This is a genomic window from Lysinibacillus sp. NPDC096382, assembly GCF_044762845.1.
Taxonomy (GTDB): domain Bacteria; phylum Bacillota; class Bacilli; order Bacillales_A; family Planococcaceae; genus Lysinibacillus.
Genome location: NZ_JBIWFC010000023.1, coordinates 53,585 through 74,005, shown reverse-complemented (window position 1 = coordinate 74,005; position 20,421 = coordinate 53,585). Strand labels below are relative to the sequence as shown.

Below are 20,421 nucleotides of genomic sequence, written 5' to 3'. Positions count from 1 at the left end.
CAAAAGCTCATCTCCAATTTCTCTTTATTATAACATGTTTTGGCGGATTAATTAAATGGATTTAACATAATCATACACAGAAAGTAGTGCTTCATCAAGTTTTGACCCTTCTTTCGCACCTGCCATCGCCATATCTGGACGACCGCCACCTTTACCACCACATGCTTCAGCTACCATTTTTACGATATTTCCTGCGTGGTAATTACCACCAACTAAATCTTTTGTTACACCAGCACATAGCATAACTTTTTCGCCATCGACAGCACCAAGAACGATAACAGCTTTAGGCATTTTTGCTTTCAAGTCGTCCATCATTTGACGAAGTTGATTATTGTCCTTCGCCTCAACTTTAGTAGATAAGACAGTTACATCCCCAAAAGTTTGCGCTGCATCCACAATTGCGCCTGCTTGTGCATTCGCGATTTTTTGTGATAATGCCTCATTTTCACGTTGTAAATCTTTGTAGTCAGCTTGTAACGCTTGTACTTTTGTCACAATATCTTTTGAATTTGCTTTTAATAATGCTGCAGCATCGTTTAATAGAGCTTCTTCCTCTTTTACTGCTTCATAAGCAACTTTACCTGTCACAGCCTCGATACGACGTGTACCTGCACCGATACCACCTTCTGAAACAATTTTGAAGAAACCAATTTCAGAAGAACGTTTTACGTGAATACCACCGCAAAGCTCAATAGAGTAGTCACCAATTGAAACAACGCGAACGATATCGCCATATTTCTCACCGAATAGCGCCATTGCTCCCATAGCTTTCGCTTCATCGATGCCTTTTTCTTCAATAACAACCTCTATATCATCCCACACTTTTTCATTTACAATACGTTCAATTTGTTGTAATTCCTCTTTTGTCACTTGTCCGAAGTGAGAAAAGTCAAAGCGTAAGCGATCAGGTCCTACATATGATCCTGCTTGGCTAACATGGTCGCCCAGTACATCTTTTAGCGCACGTTGCATAATATGTGTTGCTGTATGGTTTTTAATAATTAAATTACGTTCTTCACGGCTAACTACTGCTTTCACTGCATCTTCAACTTGCATTTCGCCAGATTCTACAAGTACAGTATGAAGCGGCTGACCATTTGGAGCTTTTTGTACATCTTTTACAATAGCAGTAAAGTTATCATTAGAAATAACACCGCTATCCGCTATTTGACCACCCATTTCAGCATAGAATGGTGTTTTAGCTAAAATAACTAATGCTTCTTGCCCTTCAGATGCTACCTTTGACACTTGCCCGTTGACAATGATCGCTGCAATTTCTGTATTTGTCGTTAATGTATCATAACCAACAAATTCACTCGCAACCGTCAAGTTTGCTAACACTTCGTTTTGTACTTGCATAGAATCCACATCTTGACGAGCTGCACGTGCGCGTTCACGTTGTTCTTCCATTGCTGCTTCAAAGCCTTCATGATCTACCTTCATGTCTACTTCTTCTGCATACTCTTCTGTTAATTCGATTGGGAAACCATAAGTATCATATAATCGGAATGCATCTGCACCTGGAATATAGTCATGGCCAGCTGCTTTTTGAGCTTCTACTACTTCGTTAAAGATAGCAAGACCACCGTCTAATGTTTCATGGAAGCGAATTTCTTCATTTTTAATAACACGTTGGATAAACTCACATTTTTCCGTTACTTCTGGGTAGAAATCATTCATAATTTCACCAACAGTCGGTACTAATTCAAACATAAATGGCTTTTCAATGCCGATTTGTTTTGCATAGCGCACTGCACGACGTAGTAAACGGCGTAATACATAACCACGACCTTCATTTGAAGGAAGAGCACCATCACCAATGGCAAACGCCACTGTACGGATATGGTCAGCGATAACTTTAAATGGTGTATTAATATCCTCTTCCGAACCGAAGATTTCACTTAGTGCTACTTCACCTGGACGTTTGTATTTGCGATTCGCTAACTGCTCAATTTTTTCAATAATCGGCATGAATAAATCAGTATCAAAGTTCGTTGGAACATTTTGAACAACTGATACGATACGCTCTAGCCCCATACCAGTATCAATATTTTGTTTTGGAAGTGGTGTATACGTACCATCAGGATTATGGTTGAATTGAGAGAACACTAAGTTCCAAATTTCAAGATAACGTTCATTTTCACCACCTGGGTACATTTCTGGATCATTTTCATCTGAACCGTATTCTTCCCCACGGTCATAAAAAATTTCTGAGTTAGGACCAGATGGACCTTCACCAATATCCCAGAAGTTCCCCTCAAGTCGGATTAAACGCTCTTCAGGAATACCAATTTCGTTATGCCAAACGTCATACGCCTCTTGATCTTCAGGATGGATCGTAATAGATAAAAGCTCTGGGTCAAAGCCCATCCATTTTTTGTCCGTTAAAAATTCCCAGGCGAAATGAATAGCTTCTTTTTTGAAGTAATCCCCAATTGAGAAGTTACCTAGCATTTCGAAAAATGTATGATGTCGAGCCGTTTTACCTACGTTTTCAATATCATTTGTACGAATTGATTTTTGTGCATTTGTAATACGTGGATTTTCAGGAATGATACGACCATCGAAATATGGTTTAAGTGTTGCGACACCTGAGTTAATCCAAAGTAATGATGGGTCATTGATTGGCACAAGTGGTGCTGATGGTTCATGATGATGACTTTTTTCTTTAAAGAATTCTAAATACATGCGACGAATTTCTACTGCTTTCATTTGAAAAGTTCCTCCCTATATGTTTTGTAAAATCACGAAATGAATCCGCAAATCAATTTTGCCTTGGCGTAAGCTTTCACGCAGATAAACATAAAAAAGCCCACATCCCAAAAAAGGGACGAGGACTTGTGATTTGTCTCGCGGTACCACCCTAGTTGTAAGTAAAAGTATACTTACCTCTTTAGCACTTGTAACGTAAGTGAACGGCAGGGATTAACTGCACTCTGGAGTAGCTTTCGGTATTTGCTATTGTGAGGATTTTTTCAGCCAAGAAATCCCTTTCTTTTACACGCACAAATACGTACTTTTTCCATCATCGTATTTTACTATTTTCTAACGAGAATTATAAAAAAAATATGTTCTTCTGTCAATTGGCACTATAATTGCTAATCATAACTAAGCAATCATTTTTTTAAAATAAGCCCACATTCCCCAAGTAAAAACGACTAGAAACACAGTAATTATGATTGTCGCTATTGGAGAATCTTGATATGGTAACGGAACATTCATTCCGAAAAAGCTTGTAATGACTGATAAAGGTAACATAATAGTTGAAATGACCGTTAATAAATTGAGCTTTTCTATTGATTTACCACTTATAATAGAAAAATACGTATCCAAAGTACTGTTTACTAAATCTCTATAAGTTTCTGTTGATTCTACAATTCGTTCTAGATGATCATTTAAATCTTTATAGAAAGGTATATTTTCCTCACGAATTTCAAATTTCCACTGTCCATTACTATTTGAAAAAATTCTTTTTTGGGGCATAATTGCTTGTCGAATTAAAATAATAGTTCTTTTTAGTGCAAGGAATTCTTCCGTAACTTCTTTTGGTTCATAATCATATATTTCTTCTTCTAGCTCATCAATCCGTGCTCTAATTCGCTCTAAAACTGGGAAGTATTCATCCGTAATGCCATCGATAATAGTATGCAATAGAAAATCGGTACCCTTATCTAAATACTTTGTACTATTTAAACACACATTCTCAATATGACCTAGCCATTTAAGTTTTTGTTTATGAACCGTTACAACATAGTTAGGACCCATAAAAATGTTTAACTCTACTGTTGTTATTTCATTGCTGCTTTTTTCATTATAAATTGGTGCATGGAAAACAAAAAATTTATATTCCCCATAATTATCCATTTTAGGACGTGAACCTTCATTAAGACAGTCCTCAACTGCTAATGGATGAAAACCAAATATTTCAGCTATATCATTCAAGTCGTTGTAATTGTATGCATATAAATCAACCCATAACAAATCCTCAGCATGGAGGTTATGATTAAATTCTTTAATCTCAAAATTATGTTGTACTGCGCTATTTCCTTTTTTAAAATAATGGATTTTTATCATTGTTCTTCACCTCATGTTTAATTATTTAAGGAAAACAAATAGGTGACGTTATTGATTATAATTTAGCTTGTTTTAGAAGCGTTTCTCATCAATACCCATTCGTTTTTGGCGATAAGAAATCGACAATCCTTAATTCTTCACTACTACCTAACATTTTCGTATTCGGTTCAGGGCCACTATCCATTTCTCATCACCTTCCTTAAATAACAAAAACACACCTTCAACGAATGAAGGCGTGTTGAATACACGTATCAAAGAACAGCATAGTTAAAAAACTACTCTGCTTTCTTCCTTCAAACGTTGAGTTTTAGCACTATGCGGCATAGGGATTACACCAGCTACGTTAAAAAACACCTTATTTCGATGATTTCTGTTGACCCATTGGCGTCTCTCGACATTTTTGGGCAGTAGCGTATCTCCAGCATAGGAGCCTCACCTAACGAAGGGATTGTTATTTTTATAGTTCCTGTAAATCATAATGCATAGTGTGACAACTGTCAAACGGAACATCGAATTTTAAAAATCTTTAAACAGTTGCCCACTAAAATTAATGATTATTTTTCAAAAAGTTTTCTACCCGATTAACGAATTCTTCTCTATTATAAGAATTATAAAGTGCGCTGGCTAAACGAACTGAGTCCCCAAAGAAAAAGCGCTCATATAGTGTTTGTCTTGTACCAAAGCTGCTCATCGTTAAATCCCAAGCTAGGCGGAATTTTTTGACGCGCTCCTTTCCACCATCCTGAAAAGACTGTAAATAATGCTCAAGGTCGCCGTCATCCGCAGTAAATGCTTTTTCACTTGGAATGGACATTAATCCGCTTGCGCCAAGTAACTGGATAATTTCTGTAAAGGTCGGATATACTTTAGGGAACATCTGAATAGCTACTTGTACTGTTGGAAGATCAGGTCTTATAAAACCAAATTCATCTCTTTTTGCTTCTACTTCAGACTTTATCAGTAAGGCCTTCATCGTTTCTAATGTCACGATGATATCCACGACCTTTTGCTGCACATGTTGATATCCGCCAATATTTATCGTATTTACAATTGACTGTACAACACCTAAGACAAATTCTGTTTTAGCAATTTGACGTGTCAGAACTTGATGTAAACCATATGTTTGAAAACCACTTACGTTCAAAAAATTATTGGCAACTTCCACATTCTCATAATAAAAGACGCGTTCCCACGGCACTACAACATTATCAAACACAACGATTGCATCCATTTCCTCGTAACGACTACTTAATGGATAATCAAAAACCGATTCCCCTCCGACAAATGATTGCCTACATAAAAACTTTAAACCTTTTGTATTACTTGGGATTGAGAAAGCAAAGCCTTTTCCTTCATCAAAACCATTTGTTGATATGACAAGGAGTTCATCTGTAATTCCTCCCTGTGTCGCTAGTAATCTCGCACCTTTAATTACTAATCCCTCGCTCGTTTTATCTACAATTTTAGCAGCAATTGTTACATCTTCATCTTCAAAATAAAATTTTTGACGGTTTACTTGTGGCTCGATAAATGTATGTGTCATCGTCAAATCGTTCTCACGAGCATACTCATAAAATTTTAACAAATGCTGCGGGAAGCAATTTGGCTTATCTTTCAAATATTCTGCTACTGATGCTAGCGCCATTAATGTCGTATTCATGTAATCCGGGCTTCTCCCCATAAGGCCATTATTGCATAATGCCCACTCTCGTATTGCATTACGTCTTTTCACGAGATCATCGACTGTGACCGCTTGAAGGAAAGACATACCTACACGCTTATTACTTGTTGGTGAAACATATGTCATCTTTTCAAACAATGCCTCTTCATTTTGTAAATCAAAAAGCCTTGCCTGACTCTGCATTACTCCCTTAAACGCTGGATGCTCAGACACCTTCCCTGTGACAACTTTCCCATCAATCGAAATATAAGTTTGTAAAGCGTCAATACGGTCAATATATTGTTTTCCTGTAATTACTGGCATGCAGTCACCCCTAAACGTTACAAATGTTTTTATACTTGATTAGTATATGAATTTCCCTAATATTAGGTTCCAATTACGGCAACTGTATTATAGCAAACCCTCAGTTTCTCTATACTGTATTACTTTTTAAATACAGTTAAAAGTCTGCAATTATTGCACGATTTTCAGTTACTTTAGATAAAACCGATTTCAATTAGCACTTTTTAAACGAGTTCAATTTTGCGACACATTCACAAAAAAGTCCTTTTCAACTAGTACAGATTCGCTAGATTTTTTGTATATGTAGGTGTAAGATAGCTTCGTAACCAAAACAAAAACATCTTTTTATAAAAGGAGAATATATATGAATAAACAAATCGTCTCATATGTTGCGGAAATGGAAGCTGCTTTAATGAATAAAATGGAGGATCATAATGAAGAAAATCTTTTATTTTCTATTGCTTCAGATATGATTGCCAAAGAAAAAGATCAATTTAAAAATGTTTGCCAAGCATATGAAGTCGTTAAACATCATTTAGTTGGTATTCACTAAATCAATTGCCACGCGAAAGCATAGCGGCAGCAGCAGATGTTTTTTGCGCGAAAGCGAAGCGTCAGCAGCAGATGTTTGGACACCCGCTGGAAGAAGTTAAAAAATCGCACAAAAAACCCGATCAATTCAGAATTGATCGGGTTTTATAAATTTTACTGCGCGTATGGGAGAACCATTTTTTGGAATTGCGCATTTGTTGTTTGTTGATTACTAGATAAGCGTTTAATTTGATAGACATCATCGTACGGATTGTTATAGCCATGCTTCGTTGAAAATGCCATTGTGAATCCAGCTTCCTTTACCGCATTAATGATATTCGCATTATATTGCCCAAACGGATAAGCAAAAGCCTTAGCATTCGGAATAATTGCTATACTACGCTGTAAATCCTGAACAACCTCACGATAAGGGGTTAGAAGCATTTTGCCTTTATTCCCTTCTAAAACATGTAAATTGTAAGTGTGTGAATCAAACGCAAAAACATCTTGCATATTTGTTATATCTTGACGTGAAAGGGGCTGTAAATCATTATAATTAAAAATTTGCCCATCTTTCGCACTTTCATTACGGGACGTAATTAAAAATTGTGTAGCTTTAAAGCCATTGTTTTTAAGTACAGGATACGCATATTCACGTGTCGACAATAGGCCATCATCAAAAGTCAAAACAATTGAATAGGCAGGCAGTGTAATTTCATTGCGCATAAAACGCCATAATTCATCTACAGTAATGGTTTCGTAGTTTTTACTTTTTAAATACTGCATTTCTTTTGTAAATTGAACATCTGTTACCGTAGTACTTAAATTTTTGAAACGCCCAAGCTCATGCTCTTTTAATACATGATGATACATCATTACTGGAACGCCACGATCAATCGCTACTTTAGAGCTATGGATATATCCTTCACGGCCGCCAAGTACTGTTACGTACCAAGCCCCTTCTTTCCGCAATATCGGATAACGGCGATTTGTATCTAGTTTAGCAAATGGCTGCATCGCTTTTGTTTTATTATCATAAATCTCACTGTTTGCAGAAGTAGGGATGAAATACTCATTTTTCATGTCATTGTCCTTACCAACATTTTTATATGAAGGAGTATTTAAAAATTTCACCTTTGATTTTTCGGCATAAACATATGATTTCCCCCAACGAACTTGAACATATATTGGGTCCATTGAATCTACAACTTCTAGCTGTTGCCCTTTTATTAACGTAGCAATAGCCATCTCTTCTTCACGGCGGAAATCATATAGCATTACGTTTTCTAACGCCTCTATATAGCCATTTTGTTTAATAGGAGGAGTTGTAGTTGGTTTTTCAACAGGCTTTGTGGTATTTGTATTTGTATTTGTATTTGTATTTGTATTTGTTGAATTTTGACCTTTTTCTTTCACTACAAAATTACTATGTACGTAGCCTAAGCGTCCGTTCACAGCAATTCCATACCAATTACCCATTCCGCTAAATATAGGGAAGCGAACTCCCTCTGACAATGTAGCAAATTGAACAAGTTTACTGCCAGTATTATCGTAAATCGGTGCAACCTTTGTTGCGACAATATAATCCGTTATTTTAGCAACAGTTGGGACTGTGTTTTTATAAGTTGTTGCTGGAACAACGGTTGTATAACGTTTTTCAACATAACCATAATAACCACCCCAACGAATTTGCCACCAATTGGCTCCATAATCTTTTGTTACTTCAAAAGTTTGTCCTGCAGATAATGTCCCCACCTGAACTAGTGAGCCTGAACGATTATCAAAGACAGTTGCTTCCTCATTCATTTGGATGACAGTATTTTTTGCATATGCTTTTTCTGCAAAAGGTAATAGCATCATGAATAGAAGCAATAATAATAAGCGTTTCAATTTATTCACCTCAAAAAATTTTTAATTATCTTTTACTGCAATCATTAGACGATTTTCCAACCAATAAAAGTTTATTGGTATTAATTTCATAAATCATATTTTCCAAGATCTTATTGAGGAGGTGCCCAATCTATTGTTTCAGAACTCTTGGTGCTAAAGGGATTAAATTTATGATATTAACTCATTTATCTAAATAATCATACGGCGAGACACCCTCCATTCCAATCAATGGATGGATATATGGTTCTGTTTCTACCGTTAGTTTGAAATCAATGGATTGTTTTTCTTGTTGTAAATCTTCGTTTAATGGAATCGTTTCTACCTCTACAATTTCCATTGGATTGAGTCTTGCACGGAGAGACGTAAAGCGCTGTAAATCATCCGTACGCTGTAAGCCATCTGCTAGCACATCCGGCTCGCCACATAAAATTAAGAAATTTTTAGCACGCGTAATACCTGTATATAACAAATTACGACGCAGCATTTTAGAATAACCTCGTACAACCGGCATAATAACTGTTTGGAACTCAGAGCCTTGCGATTTATGAATAGAACAACAGTAGGCAAGTGTCAATTGATTGAGATCACTTCGTTGATAAGTTACTTCAATACCGTCGAATGACACAACAAGCAAATCTTGTTTCTCAATTGTTTCCTTTGCCTTAATAATACTAATTACCTCACCCATATCACCATTAAAAACATTGCTTTCTGGTTGATTGACAAGCTGTAAAACTTTGTCCTTTATGCGATATGTGACATCACCAAAAACGAGCTCTTTTCTAGTACCAGTATCGTTTGGATTAATAAGTTCTTGAATCATTTTATTTAAATTGTCTATTCCTGCTGGACCTTTGTACATAGGTGCTAACACTTGGATATTACGGATTTCTTGACCTTTCACAACCGCACTTTTCACAACCTGAGTGACAACGCTTGCTACCTGATCTGGGGAGGCTTTAATAAATGAACGGTCAGACGTTTTTAATGTTAGGTCATTTGTGATATTACCACGTTTAATTTGATGAGCAAGCTCAATAATCGTTGAGCCCTCTGCTTGTCGATAAACATCTGTCAATTCCACAGTAGGTATTTGCCCGGATGCCAACAAATCCTTTAACACTTGTCCTGGTCCTACTGGTGGAAGCTGATCTTGATCTCCTACAAAAACGACTTGTACATCCTCATGCAAGGATTTTAATAGTTGATGCGCGAGCCAAGTATCGACCATCGACATTTCGTCTACAATAATGAGTTTTCCTGTTACCTCACGCTCAGTTTCTTCCTCTTTTTCCTGACCTGTAAAGCCTAGCAACCGATGAATTGTCATTGCTGGAAGTTCTGTCGATTCCGATAGACGCTTGGCTGCACGTCCTGTTGGAGCACATAAAATAATCGGAAAAGGTTCTTCTTTTTGTGCATATTCCTTCGGGTTCAATGATAATCCATGTAGCTTTGCATACACTTCTACCACACCCCGAACAACAGTTGTTTTACCTGTCCCAGGTCCACCAGTTAAAATCATAACGGCGGAATTTAGTGCTTGTTCAATCGCATTCGCTTGCGTTTCAGCATATGTGACATTAAGAAATTCTTCTGTTTCACCAATCGCTTTACGTATTTCGTCCTTACTAAAATGTTCAGCCTTATTGTTACGTTCGATTAAAGCTAATATTTTTGATGCAATTCCTACTTCTGAGAAATATAGAGATGGTAAATATAGTCTTGTTTCTTCCCCGCAAATTTTACTTTCCTCGCGCAATTCGATGCAAGCTTTAGAAATGATTTCAAAGGGAATTTCCTCTCGTTGGCTTTGCTCAAGCATATCTTTTACTAGTGGTAAAACATTTTCTGCATCTAAATACACATGCCCATCCGATAAAGCTGCTGTATTTAGAGTATGTAAAATCGCCGCCTTAATACGGTCTGGATGATTGCCAGTAATTCCTAATTTTGCACCTAGCTCGTCGGCACGAAAGAAACCAACACCTTCTACATCTTCAATCAGGCGATATGGATTTTCAGTTAATAATTCAACGGCCTCTGTTCGATATGTTTGGTAAATTTTCATGCCGAGCTGTGGTCCGAAACCCCATTCATTAAGTTGGATCATCACTCGTTCTAAGCCTAGATTTTGTTCAATGGTACGATGGATAACCTCTTTTTTTTCAGCAGATAAACGAGGCACAGCATCAAGAGCATTTGGGTCCTCTAAAATAAGACGTAACGCATTTGCTCCTAATTTCTCTACGATTGTTTCAGCAGTTTTTTTTCCGATTCCAACAAACAAATCACTCGATAAGTAATGAATAATGCCCTGCTCTGTTGCTGGTACTTCCTTTGTAAATGTCTCAATTTGAAATTGCACACCATATTTTGGATGTTGTTTCAATAAACCAGTAAAACGATATTGTTCATCCATCTGTAACGGCGGAAAATATCCAACAACTATTATTTCCTTATCTTCATACTGTAAGTTGGTCTCTTGAATTTTCACACGAACAATCGAATACATATTTTGTGCATTATGGAAGATAGAGACGATTGGGCGTCCGAGTATAAAAAATTTATTTAGTTCAAATAAATCCAGGTTTTCTGCCATTCTCGGTTCGTCCTTTCGTGTTCATTTCAACCATATTATTTTACCACACCATAACGTGAAAAATCGTTTAAAAAGAGAATTCAATAAATTTCAATCAATATTAATCCATTTTAATCAATTATGCCTAGGTATAATTTCGTGACATCCGCTTCGCTTTAGGTCAACAAACAACAAATGTTTATTGCGCGAAAGCGAAGCGGCAGCGGCAAGATGTTGGTCATTCTGGCGTTTTCACAGGATGTGAAGCTCTAAGCATGCATTCCTCTATTTCAGCGATGTTTCAATACCCGCTGTAAAGGGATTAAAACCCTTGTTTCACCACTTATAGAGGTGGGAGACTTCTCTTAGCTGACATTTTGCTTTCGTTACATAAAACATTTGTAGCTGTCGCTACATAAAACATTTGCTGAAAGAAGTTAAATTTGTATTGATAAAAAACATTTCACGGTTTTCATCATCCTTTCCATGCTATGATATAGGTGAATTTGTCGCACGGAAGGATTGTGAAACTATTGGAATTTAGACCTTGCATTGATTTACACGATGGCAAAGTAAAACAAATTGTTGGTAGCACACTAGGTCATAAAGATCAAGAAGTTATCGAGAACTTTATTTCAAATCATGACTCTAGTTATTATGCAAAAATGTTTGCTAAAGATCAATTAACAGGTGGTCACATCATTATGCTAGGTGATGGAAACGAAGAAGCTGCATTAGCAGCATTAGCAGCATATCCTCAAGGGTTGCAGGTTGGTGGCGGCATCACCACGGAAAATGCAAATAAGTATATTGATGCGGGAGCTACCCATGTTATTGTCACATCATTTATTTTCTATGATGGTAAGCTTCATTTAGATCGACTAAAGCAATTAGTACAGATTGTTGGTAAACAACATCTTGTCATCGATTTAAGCTGCCGTCTGCGCGATGGAAAATGGTTTGTTGTTACTGATAAATGGACAAAGTTTAGTGACTTTGAAGTAAATGCCGAGTCTATTGCATTTATCGAAAATTTCTGTGATGAACTACTTATTCACGCTGTTGATGTGGAAGGAAAAAAAGGCGGTATGCAAGAAAGCTTAGTGCATGATTTAGCCACTTGGACAACAATTCCAACAACATATGCTGGTGGGGTTCGTTCTTTGGACGACTTAAAAAAATTTGAAAATATCGCAAATGGTAGACTTCATGTGACAATCGGTAGCGCTCTTTCAATTTTTGGTGGAGATTTACCTTATTCAGATGTGGTGAATTATTGCAAAAAAGGCGAGTTATTGTGAAGTTAATATATAAGGATTATGTTTTTCCTTTTCAAGAAACAAATTTAGAACGCATTATAGAGGGTAAAAATTTCAAGGTAACTACAAAGGATAATTCTCTTTCGTTGCATAGACAACTAGATGATGAACAAATGCTACTTGCGTTTTCAACATCTATAAAAACAACAAGCGACTTCTTATGTAATCAAGAAACAGAGCCTTATGTTGGTATTTATATCGATTTAAAAATATTTGAATTTAATAAACAATACAACTTAAATGCTGAAATTGTCGTTTAATTACTAAGGGGACTAGATACCCCTTTTTTGTTTTTACAAAGTAAATTTATGAATCAAGAATATTATACATAGATTCGGAGCCCTTATTTCTATTTAGTAACTATTTTTGTTAAGCTAATATTGAATATTAAATAATTTAGTTACTACTAAAAGAAAGGATTTTATGAAGTATGAAAAATGAACTTGAAGCAACCACTTTACAAACTTTACAAACAGAATTAACACGCTTCTTTTTAGTCTATAAATTTGCCTTGCAGGAAATTGAGACGAAAATAACTATTTTACAAGAAGAGTTTAAGCTAATTCATGAATATAACCCGATAGAGCATTTATCAACTCGCGTAAAATCACCGAAAAGCATATTATTGAAGGTCAAGAAAAAGAACCTTGAGCCATCTATTGAAGTGATTCGAGAAGATATTCGTGATATTGCAGGTGTTCGAATCACTTGCTCCTTTGTAGAAGACATATATAAAGTGAGTGCAATGCTACAGGCACAAAATGATATAGAAGTTGTGGATGTAAAGGATTATATTGCCTATCCAAAGGGAAATGGCTATCAAAGCTTGCATCTTATTATAAAAATCCCTATTTTTATGTCCGATCGTATGGAAAAGGTATATGTCGAAATTCAAATTCGTACAATTGCAATGGACTTTTGGGCCAGCCTTGAACATAAAATCTATTACAAATACAACAAGGAAGTACCTGAACATATCCGTTTTGAATTGAAGGAGGCTGCTATTCAAGTAGCTGAGTTGGATCGAAAAATGGAGCGACTTAATAAAGAAATCAATATTCTAAAAGCGAACGACACAGAATCATCAATTTTAGAAACTACTCCAATTGCACATTTAGCACAATATATATATCAACTACCATTTGATGATCTTTCAGAAGATGACGAAGACTAAAATAAATAAGGATGCTGAACTAGTTTCGGCATCCTTTCAAATTATTTTAGTTAAATCGCTGAGCAATCATATCATAAATATAACGTGCTTGGTCGTATTCTGGCTGTAATGTAAAGGCTTGTTTTAGGTGGTACATAGCATCTTCTGTTTGCTCAGTAGATACCGCATATAGTACACCTAAATTATAATGTGCATCTGCGTTATTCCAATCCTGTTCGATCAAATAGTCTAATTCCTTTTTACCTTCTTCGAACATTTCTAGCGCACATAGCACGATGGCATATGCTAGACGAATTTGTGTGTCTTCTGGTGCAAGCTCTGAAGCTCGTTGTAAGTATGGCAGTGCAAGCTTCGGATTTTCCATTCGCTCAAAACATTTGCCCATCATATAATACACATCTGCGCCTTCAATTTTATGTTTTAGTGCTTGCTCATAAAGCTTTGCTGCTTCTGCATATCGTTCCGCATTATAATATAAATTTGCTAAACCATAATAAGCAGTTGCTGCCGTTTCATCAACTGTAATTGCTTTTTGAAAAAAACGTTCTGCACGTTCAGTATCCTCTAAGACCGCTAAAAGATTTCCGAAGTTCACATAACCAATTGGGTTTTCAGGCTCTGCTTCAATCGCTTGTGTAAAAAGTTGTGCAGCATCCTCGTAGCGCTTTTCTTGAAACGCTTGAATGCCCTGCTCGTTAAAATCCATTGTTATTCCTCATCTCTATGTAGCGAAAGACTGCCTAAACTCTATACGCTTTAGGAAAGAGTATAAGCAATCTTTTTGCAAATTAACCTACATATGTTAGTTTTTCATTATTTTTAAATACTTCGTCGATTGTACCGCCACCTAAACATTCTTCACCGTCGTATAGTACCACAGCTTGTCCAGGTGTAATCGCACGTACTGGCTCAGCAAACGTAATATGTGTACGTCCGTCCTCTAAAATTTCCACTTCTACTGGTGTGTCTGTTTGACGATAACGGAATTTTGCTGTGCATGAAAATTTCCCGGGCAATTTTTTTGTCGAACTATAGCTCATTTTCACAGCAGTCAGTGAAGTTGAAAATAGCGAATCATTATTGAAGCCTTGACCAACTAGTAACACATTGCGCTCCAAATCTTTCCCTAACACGAACCAAGGTTCACCGTCGCCACCAATTCCAAGACCATGACGTTGACCAAGCGTATAGTACATTAATCCATCATGCTGGCCCATTACGACACCATCCATTGTCTCCATCTTACCAGGTTGCGCCGGTAAATATTGACTTAAAAATTCTTTGAAATTACGCTCTCCAATAAAGCAAATTCCTGTTGAATCTTTTTTCTTCGCTGTAGCTAACCCAGCTTCCTCCGCAATTTTACGGACTTCTTTTTTCTCAATATGTCCAATTGGGAACATTACATGCGATAATTGTTCCTGCGATAATTGGTTTAAGAAATACGTTTGATCTTTATTATTATCAATGCCTCGAAGCATTTTAACTTTGCCTTCACCACTACGATCAACTCGAGCATAGTGACCTGTCGCTAAATAATCAGCTCCCAGATTCATCGCATGCTCTAAAAACGCTTTAAATTTAATTTCCTTATTACACATTACATCAGGATTTGGCGTGCGTCCTGCTTTATACTCTTCTAAAAAGTATGTGAAAACCTTATCCCAATATTGTTTTTCAAAATTCACTGCATAGTATGGAATCCCGATTTGATTACATACTTTAATAACATCGTCATAGTCTTCTGTAGCTGTACAAACGCCATTTTCGTCTGTATCATCCCAGTTTTTCATAAATATCCCGATTACTTCATATCCTTGTTGTTTTAACAAATATGCAGCAACCGAAGAATCTACCCCACCCGACATGCCGACTACAACACGAATTTGTGAGGGGTCACGTGTTTCTTTCATAATTGGTCACCTTTTCTTTTATTCAAATTCCATTAAATGTATAATTTTAATAAATTATTTTTTGGCTAATCTTTTTACAATCGCTGCTGTTTTTTCTGCGGCATGTTGTACATCATCTTCTGTTAAACCTTGACCGAAGCTAAAGCGGATTGAGTTACGTAATTCCTCTGTCCCTTGTCCAAACATCGCAACTAAAACGTGTGATGGGTCAATGGAACCAGCAGTACACGCAGAACCACTCGATACGCAAATACCCGCCATATCAAGATTTACTAAGAATGACTCTACTTCCATACCAGAAAAACTTACATTTAAAACGTGTGGGAGCGTATTACCTAAATCTCCATTCATATGAAATGCTAGATTCTCTTTCGTGAAAACATCCAGCAAAATTTGCTTAAAGCGATTGTATAGTGCGCGCTTTTCTTCTCGCAACTCATTTGCAATTTGCACTGCAGTCGCAAAACCAATCACTGCAGGCACATTTTCAGTACCTGCACGACGTTTTTTCTCGTGTGCTCCCCCAAATGCATAACTAGTGTATGGTGTCCCAGCTTTTTGGTATAGGAAACCAATACCTTTAGGACCATTAATCTTATGAGCTGAAACACTTAGTAAATCAACATGGAGATCAGCAACATTAATTGACTCTAAACCATATGCCTGAACGGCATCTGTATGAAAAATAGCCTTATGTTTACGTAACAAGTCACCAATTTCAGCAATCGGTTGAATCGTACCAACTTCATTATTGCCGTACATAATCGTTACTAAAATTGTATCCTCTCGCAATGCATTTCGCACATCTTCTACAGAAACACGGCCATTCCCATCAACCGGCAAATATGTCACATCAAAGCCATCTCGCTCAAGCTTTTCACAAGTATGTAACACCGCGTGATGTTCAATTTGTGTGGTAATGATATGCTTCCCTTCAGCAGCCCGTGCATAAACAGTACCAAAAATAGCCGTATTATCCGCCTCTGTTCCGCCACTTGTTATAATAATTTCTCCAGGCTGAGCACCAATTGATTGGGCAAGTATTTCACGTGCATTATCTAAATATTTACGTGCCTCTCGACCTATCCCATGAATACTTGATGCATTCCCATAAACCTGTTGCATTGCTGTAGTCATAGCGTCTATTACTTTGTCATTCATTGGTGATGAAGCTGCATGATCAAGATAAATATATGAATTCATGTTGAAAACTCCTTTGTACGAAAAGCGCTAAAGACTCATCTCTCTACCTTTGGGTAGAGAGATGTGCTTTAGCCTAATTTTAAATATAGAACATATAGCCTTCCGCTACATTTTCCTCAGTATATTGAGCTAAATCCTCAATTGTCGTTGTATCTAATACATTTTTCACAGCATCACGAATGCGGAGCCATAACTCTCGCTGAGGTGCTTCTTCATTTTCAATACCTTCTACTGGTTGAATTGGACCCTCTAACACGCTAATAACATTAGCCGCTGAAATTTCACTTGGTGGATTTGCTAGCATATACCCACCATATGCACCGCGTACACTTTTCACTAAGCCTGAATTACGTAATGGTGAAACTAACTGCTCTAAGTATGCCTCAGAAAGATCCTTTTCAGCAGCAATTTTACGTAGTGGGATAGGCCCCTCACCATAATGCTTTGCTAATTCAATCATAATCGTTAGACCATAACGGCCCTTTGTAGAAATTTTCATTTTATCACCCTCAAATAGTCTAGTCAAAAATACTACCAACAGTATATCATAATCTCCTCTCGAAGAACTCGGAAATACACTCGGAAGGTTATGATATACTATTAATTGCACCTTAAAATAATTAGGTAAAATACTATATAACGCTTCATTCTAAGCACAAAAAGCAAAAATCATTGAAAACAGTTGAAAGGGGGAATTTTAATGCATAATGAACCACTCGCTTATCGCATGCGTCCTTTAACCCTCGATGAAATTGTAGGACAGCAGGATTTTATCGGTCCTAACACCGCTCTTTATAAAATGATTCAAAATGAACATGTTCCATCCATGCTGCTATATGGTGAGCCAGGTATCGGCAAAACGTCAATAGCGAATGCCATAGCAGGAAGCTCGAGGCTCCCCTTTTTCGCGCTTAATGCTACTCGTGCTGGTAAAAAAGACGTCGAGGATATTGTACAAGAAGCTAGAATCACAGGAAAAGTCCTTCTTTTTTTGGATGAGATTCATCGTTTTAATAAATTACAACAGGATGCTTTGTTGCCACATGTTGAAAACGGCTCGATCGTGTTAATTGGAGCGACAACGGAAAATCCGTACCATGATGTCAATCCCGCTATCCGCTCACGTTGTGGAGAAATATATCAACTAAAACGTTTAACGAACGAAAATATAATCGAGCTTATAAAAAAAGCACTTTCTGATGAAAGACGCGGGCTAGGTAAATATCACTTTATATTAACAGATCATCAAATTAATCAAATTGCTGAAGCAGCTAATGGTGACGCACGGAAGGCATTAACTTTGCTTGAATCAATTTATTATGCAAGTGATGAAGTAGACGGTCAAACAATCGCTGCTGATCATATCATTCAGCATCTTGTAGGCAGAATTGGCGTTTATGGTGATAAAAAAGGATCCCATTTTTATAATTTGCTATCTGCGTTACAAAAATCAGTTCGTGGAAGTGATACGAATGCAGCAATGTATTATTTAGCTCATTTATTGGAAACAGGTGATTTAGTAGCTGTTAGTCGACGCTTACTAGTTATGGCTTATGAAGATATAGGCCTTGCCAACCCTGAAGTAGGACCGCATATGCTTGCGGCTGTACAAGCGGCAGAGCGTCTAGGACTACCAGAGGCGCGTATTCCGCTTGCAAGTGCTATTATTGAAATGTGCCTTGCTTCTAAATCCAATTCTGCAATTGTAGCGATTGATGCCGCCATTGCCAGCATTCATGCAGGAAAAACAGGCGATATTCCACATCATCTACGCGATGCTCACTATGAAGGGGCAAAAGATTTAGGTCATGTAGGCTATCAATATCCCCACAACAGCCCCATCGGAACATTTGGTGGATGGATAGACCAGCAATATTTACCGGATGAGCTTGTAGGCACAGAATTTTATAAACCTGTTATTGCGGGTGAAGAAAAACGAATGGCAGGGATCTACGAAAAGCTTAAATCTTTTCATAAGGATAAAAAGTAATAAGAGTACTGAAAAACATATAAGATCGTTTTTTTATGAAAATAGGGCACTTCAATTTTAACAAGAAGCGCCTTATTTTTTTATCTTATTACCCTTTCTCTAAAAAACAGGACAGACTACTAAACAATCATCCTGTGAAGGTTGCCTTATTTGTTGTGTAGCGTGTTTCGTAAAATCGGTTCAATGTATCTTCCACATCTTTCATCGATGGCTGTCTCGTCGTTTCTTTCTCCTCTTTGCCCTTTTCGATATCATGTAAATAATGAAGAAAATTATAGGTTTGATAGAGTAGACTAGCAAATTCCTGGGAGTTCTCCCGTACTTCAGAACGAATTGCTTTTACAGCAATTGCTTGACCAATTGATTGCTCTCTTGATGGAGAGGATTGATCATCTATATTATTATCAGTTGTTCTATATAAAAATTTTAATGACTCATATACTTCCTTGTTATCACTAAAACGTTCCTTTATCCACAATAAGACAAATTGTAATAGGACAATGGCATAAATAAGTGACAGACACTCATCTCCAAAAGATTTTTTCGACAAACGTTTAAAGGAGTCGTCTTGTGTCACAACTTCGAATATGATTAAACGAATTGGATACAAGAGTGCATGTCCGCTGTTGATATATAATTTCTCTCGATCTTTATACATAGCGAACCAAAAATCCCTAACTAATGAGATAGATTTCCTTGTTGATAGGGCTAATTGATATTGGGTAAGCTCATGTTCAAGTGTTTCTTGTATAAGCTGTCGAAATAGAAGTTCCTCACTCTCACTTACTAATAAGAGCGGTTTTTCTAATTTCGCCAAATCGATGTCGATACCGTTTATTAACATTGAACTGCCCCTTTCCTATAAATTCATACAGCATGGAATAAATCTTTATCATCACCATAACGTATAGTTAATTCCGTTACTTTTGATGCTTGAGCCAGAATGCTTGCAAATAGATTTGCAATTTTTAACTATATTTCGACAAAAATCTATAAATACCTTTTAAGTAAAAAGTCCTTTTTTATCACTACAATAACGGACTTCACGGTCTTCGCACAATAATCTATTAACATTTACAAAAAAAATCTGCAATACTTTAAGAACTTGAAACCCAATCACCCTCACAAAGCAGAGTACTGTAAGAATTGGTGAATCAACCGCAAAAAGTAAGCAGATTCTAGTTGCTATATTATTTTAAAAAAATGTTCAAGCACTCTTGAATTATTTCGTCATTTCATTATCAACAAATACTTTTAATTGTTGTAAGCATTGTTTGACTGCACCTTTTTGTTCAAGCACAGCATTTCGTAATGATGATGTTTTCTCTTCATCCCCTACTACTTCACGATAAAGCGCAAAAATTGCCGATAATAATTGTTCATTCTCTTCTTGGTCAATGCTAGGTAAAGAATAGGCAGCAATCGTTAATAATTGCTCAACTTTTTCAGGTGTTTTTTGTAACTCATTGGATGAATAATACGTTGATGCCGCTAAAAAGTAGCATAGCTTTGCACAGCAATCTATAAACAAATGCCAATATGTATTGGCATTTGGTAATTCACCCGCTCTATTGTCTAAATACTCTTTATAAAATGTTGTAGCTTGTGTATATAAAGGATTTAGTTCTCTCATAGCCTTTGGATAATTATTAGATGTATCCAAATAGTCAAATACAATATCATTCATTTTCTCTTGAAGTTTTACAATGTCTAAATGATCACGAATTACTTGAATTTTCATTTTCCCACTCTCCCATATTGTCATTTGTTTTCTAAACGTCAT

At 36.7% G+C, this 20,421-nt stretch carries 16 protein-coding genes, 1 riboswitch and 1 other annotated feature; of the genes, 5 read left to right on the top strand and 11 right to left on the bottom strand.

Annotation, left to right across the window (positions count from 1 at the left end; genetic code table 11):
* Positions 1 to 51: 51 nt before the first annotated feature.
* The 3 genes from alaS to hpaB all read right to left on the bottom strand — a co-directional run bounded on the left by alaS (position 52) and on the right by hpaB (position 6,058).
* Positions 52 to 2,712, bottom strand: a complete 2,661-nt coding sequence (alaS, locus tag ACIQZA_RS22645) for an alanine--tRNA ligase (protein WP_400933046.1) — start codon at positions 2,710 to 2,712, stop codon at positions 52 to 54.
* 111 nt (positions 2,713 to 2,823) lie between these two features.
* Positions 2,824 to 3,038, bottom strand: a binding site (T-box leader).
* Between the two features lie 70 nt (positions 3,039 to 3,108).
* Positions 3,109 to 4,074, bottom strand: a complete 966-nt coding sequence (locus tag ACIQZA_RS22640; protein ID WP_142508951.1) for a magnesium transporter CorA family protein — start codon at positions 4,072 to 4,074, stop codon at positions 3,109 to 3,111.
* A gap of 285 nt (positions 4,075 to 4,359) precedes the next feature.
* Positions 4,360 to 4,525, bottom strand: a riboswitch (M-box (ykoK) riboswitch).
* A 96-nt stretch (positions 4,526 to 4,621) separates the two neighbouring features.
* A complete protein-coding gene (gene hpaB, locus ACIQZA_RS22635) occupies positions 4,622 to 6,058 on the bottom strand; it encodes a 4-hydroxyphenylacetate 3-monooxygenase, oxygenase component (protein WP_400933042.1) in 1,437 nt (478 codons plus the stop codon).
* A gap of 343 nt (positions 6,059 to 6,401) precedes the next feature.
* Between hpaB and ACIQZA_RS22630 the strand changes: the two genes are divergently transcribed.
* Positions 6,402 to 6,590: a hypothetical protein gene (locus ACIQZA_RS22630; protein WP_370075369.1), complete on the top strand. Its 189-nt coding sequence runs from the start codon at positions 6,402 to 6,404 to the stop codon at positions 6,588 to 6,590.
* 152 nt (positions 6,591 to 6,742) lie between these two features.
* Here ACIQZA_RS22630 and ACIQZA_RS22625 read toward each other — a convergent pair whose 3' ends face one another.
* Together ACIQZA_RS22625 and recD2 are read right to left on the bottom strand one after the other, a co-directional pair.
* Positions 6,743 to 8,458, bottom strand: a complete 1,716-nt coding sequence (locus ACIQZA_RS22625) for a polysaccharide deacetylase family protein (RefSeq protein WP_402883916.1) — start codon at positions 8,456 to 8,458, stop codon at positions 6,743 to 6,745.
* 181 nt (positions 8,459 to 8,639) lie between these two features.
* Complete coding sequence (recD2, locus tag ACIQZA_RS22620) at positions 8,640 to 11,060, bottom strand: SF1B family DNA helicase RecD2 (protein ID WP_402883918.1); 2,421 nt, start codon at positions 11,058 to 11,060, stop codon at positions 8,640 to 8,642.
* Positions 11,061 to 11,572: 512 nt separating this feature from the next.
* Between recD2 and hisA the strand changes: the two genes are divergently transcribed.
* From hisA to ACIQZA_RS22605, 3 genes are all read left to right on the top strand, one after another.
* The gene (gene hisA, locus ACIQZA_RS22615) at positions 11,573 to 12,340 is read left to right on the top strand and encodes a phosphoribosylformimino-5-aminoimidazole carboxamide ribotide isomerase (protein ID WP_402883919.1); all 768 of its coding nucleotides are present in this window, start codon (positions 11,573 to 11,575) and stop codon (positions 12,338 to 12,340) included.
* On the top strand, positions 12,316 to 12,618 hold the full coding sequence (locus ACIQZA_RS22610) for a hypothetical protein (protein ID WP_402883921.1): 303 nt from the start codon (positions 12,316 to 12,318) through the stop codon (positions 12,616 to 12,618). Before hisA ends, ACIQZA_RS22610 begins: the two co-directional genes overlap by 25 nt.
* A 170-nt stretch (positions 12,619 to 12,788) precedes the next feature.
* On the top strand, positions 12,789 to 13,532 hold the full coding sequence (locus ACIQZA_RS22605; protein WP_400933031.1) for a GTP pyrophosphokinase: 744 nt from the start codon (positions 12,789 to 12,791) through the stop codon (positions 13,530 to 13,532).
* Positions 13,533 to 13,578: 46 nt separating this feature from the next.
* On the opposite strand, the gene ACIQZA_RS22600 is transcribed toward ACIQZA_RS22605, so the two are convergent.
* The 4 genes from ACIQZA_RS22600 to cymR form a co-directional block, all read right to left on the bottom strand.
* Positions 13,579 to 14,238 carry a tetratricopeptide repeat protein gene (locus ACIQZA_RS22600; protein ID WP_400933029.1) on the bottom strand — a complete coding sequence of 220 codons (660 nt, stop codon included), beginning with the start codon at positions 14,236 to 14,238 and terminating at the stop codon, positions 13,579 to 13,581.
* An 82-nt stretch (positions 14,239 to 14,320) separates the two neighbouring features.
* Positions 14,321 to 15,445: a tRNA 2-thiouridine(34) synthase MnmA gene (gene mnmA / locus ACIQZA_RS22595; protein ID WP_402883924.1), complete on the bottom strand. Its 1,125-nt coding sequence runs from the start codon at positions 15,443 to 15,445 to the stop codon at positions 14,321 to 14,323.
* A 54-nt stretch (positions 15,446 to 15,499) separates the two neighbouring features.
* Complete coding sequence (locus ACIQZA_RS22590) at positions 15,500 to 16,648, bottom strand: cysteine desulfurase family protein (RefSeq protein WP_402883925.1); 1,149 nt, start codon at positions 16,646 to 16,648, stop codon at positions 15,500 to 15,502.
* A 79-nt stretch (positions 16,649 to 16,727) separates the two neighbouring features.
* Complete coding sequence (gene cymR, locus ACIQZA_RS22585; protein ID WP_132356936.1) at positions 16,728 to 17,147, bottom strand: cysteine metabolism transcriptional regulator CymR; 420 nt, start codon at positions 17,145 to 17,147, stop codon at positions 16,728 to 16,730.
* A gap of 201 nt (positions 17,148 to 17,348) precedes the next feature.
* Here cymR and ACIQZA_RS22580 point away from each other — a divergent pair, with 201 nt between their 5' ends.
* Entirely contained in the window at positions 17,349 to 18,638 is a 1,290-nt protein-coding gene (locus tag ACIQZA_RS22580) for a replication-associated recombination protein A (protein WP_402883927.1), read from the top strand.
* A gap of 127 nt (positions 18,639 to 18,765) precedes the next feature.
* Here ACIQZA_RS22580 and ACIQZA_RS22575 read toward each other — a convergent pair whose 3' ends face one another.
* Together ACIQZA_RS22575 and ACIQZA_RS22570 are read right to left on the bottom strand one after the other, a co-directional pair.
* Positions 18,766 to 19,482, bottom strand: coding sequence for a hypothetical protein (locus tag ACIQZA_RS22575; protein WP_402883928.1), 717 nt, complete (start codon positions 19,480 to 19,482; stop codon positions 18,766 to 18,768).
* Positions 19,483 to 19,860: 378 nt separating this feature from the next.
* Positions 19,861 to 20,379 (bottom strand): hypothetical protein, encoded by a 519-nt coding sequence (locus ACIQZA_RS22570; RefSeq protein WP_400933020.1) that lies wholly within the window; start codon positions 20,377 to 20,379, stop codon positions 19,861 to 19,863.
* Between the last annotated feature and the right edge of the window lie 42 nt (positions 20,380 to 20,421).

Excerpts from the sequence above, each read along its gene's own strand:
- alaS (WP_400933046.1), bottom strand. The coding sequence starts at position 2,712 with ATGAAAGCAGTAGAAATTCGTCGCATGTATTTAGAATTCTTTAAAGAA.
- ACIQZA_RS22640 (WP_142508951.1), bottom strand. The coding sequence starts at position 4,074 with ATGATAAAAATCCATTATTTTAAAAAAGGAAATAGCGCAGTACAACAT.
- hpaB (WP_400933042.1), bottom strand. The coding sequence starts at position 6,058 with ATGCCAGTAATTACAGGAAAACAATATATTGACCGTATTGACGCTTTA.
- ACIQZA_RS22630 (WP_370075369.1), top strand. The coding sequence starts at position 6,402 with ATGAATAAACAAATCGTCTCATATGTTGCGGAAATGGAAGCTGCTTTA.
- recD2 (WP_402883918.1), bottom strand. The coding sequence starts at position 11,060 with ATGGCAGAAAACCTGGATTTATTTGAACTAAATAAATTTTTTATACTC.
- ACIQZA_RS22605 (WP_400933031.1), top strand. The coding sequence starts at position 12,789 with ATGAAAAATGAACTTGAAGCAACCACTTTACAAACTTTACAAACAGAA.
- ACIQZA_RS22600 (WP_400933029.1), bottom strand. The coding sequence starts at position 14,238 with ATGGATTTTAACGAGCAGGGCATTCAAGCGTTTCAAGAAAAGCGCTAC.
- mnmA (WP_402883924.1), bottom strand. The coding sequence starts at position 15,445 with ATGAAAGAAACACGTGACCCCTCACAAATTCGTGTTGTAGTCGGCATG.
- ACIQZA_RS22590 (WP_402883925.1), bottom strand. The coding sequence starts at position 16,648 with ATGAATTCATATATTTATCTTGATCATGCAGCTTCATCACCAATGAAT.
- cymR (WP_132356936.1), bottom strand. The coding sequence starts at position 17,147 with ATGAAAATTTCTACAAAGGGCCGTTATGGTCTAACGATTATGATTGAA.
- ACIQZA_RS22580 (WP_402883927.1), top strand. The coding sequence starts at position 17,349 with ATGCATAATGAACCACTCGCTTATCGCATGCGTCCTTTAACCCTCGAT.
- ACIQZA_RS22575 (WP_402883928.1), bottom strand. The coding sequence starts at position 19,482 with ATGTTAATAAACGGTATCGACATCGATTTGGCGAAATTAGAAAAACCG.
- ACIQZA_RS22570 (WP_400933020.1), bottom strand. The coding sequence starts at position 20,379 with ATGAAAATTCAAGTAATTCGTGATCATTTAGACATTGTAAAACTTCAA.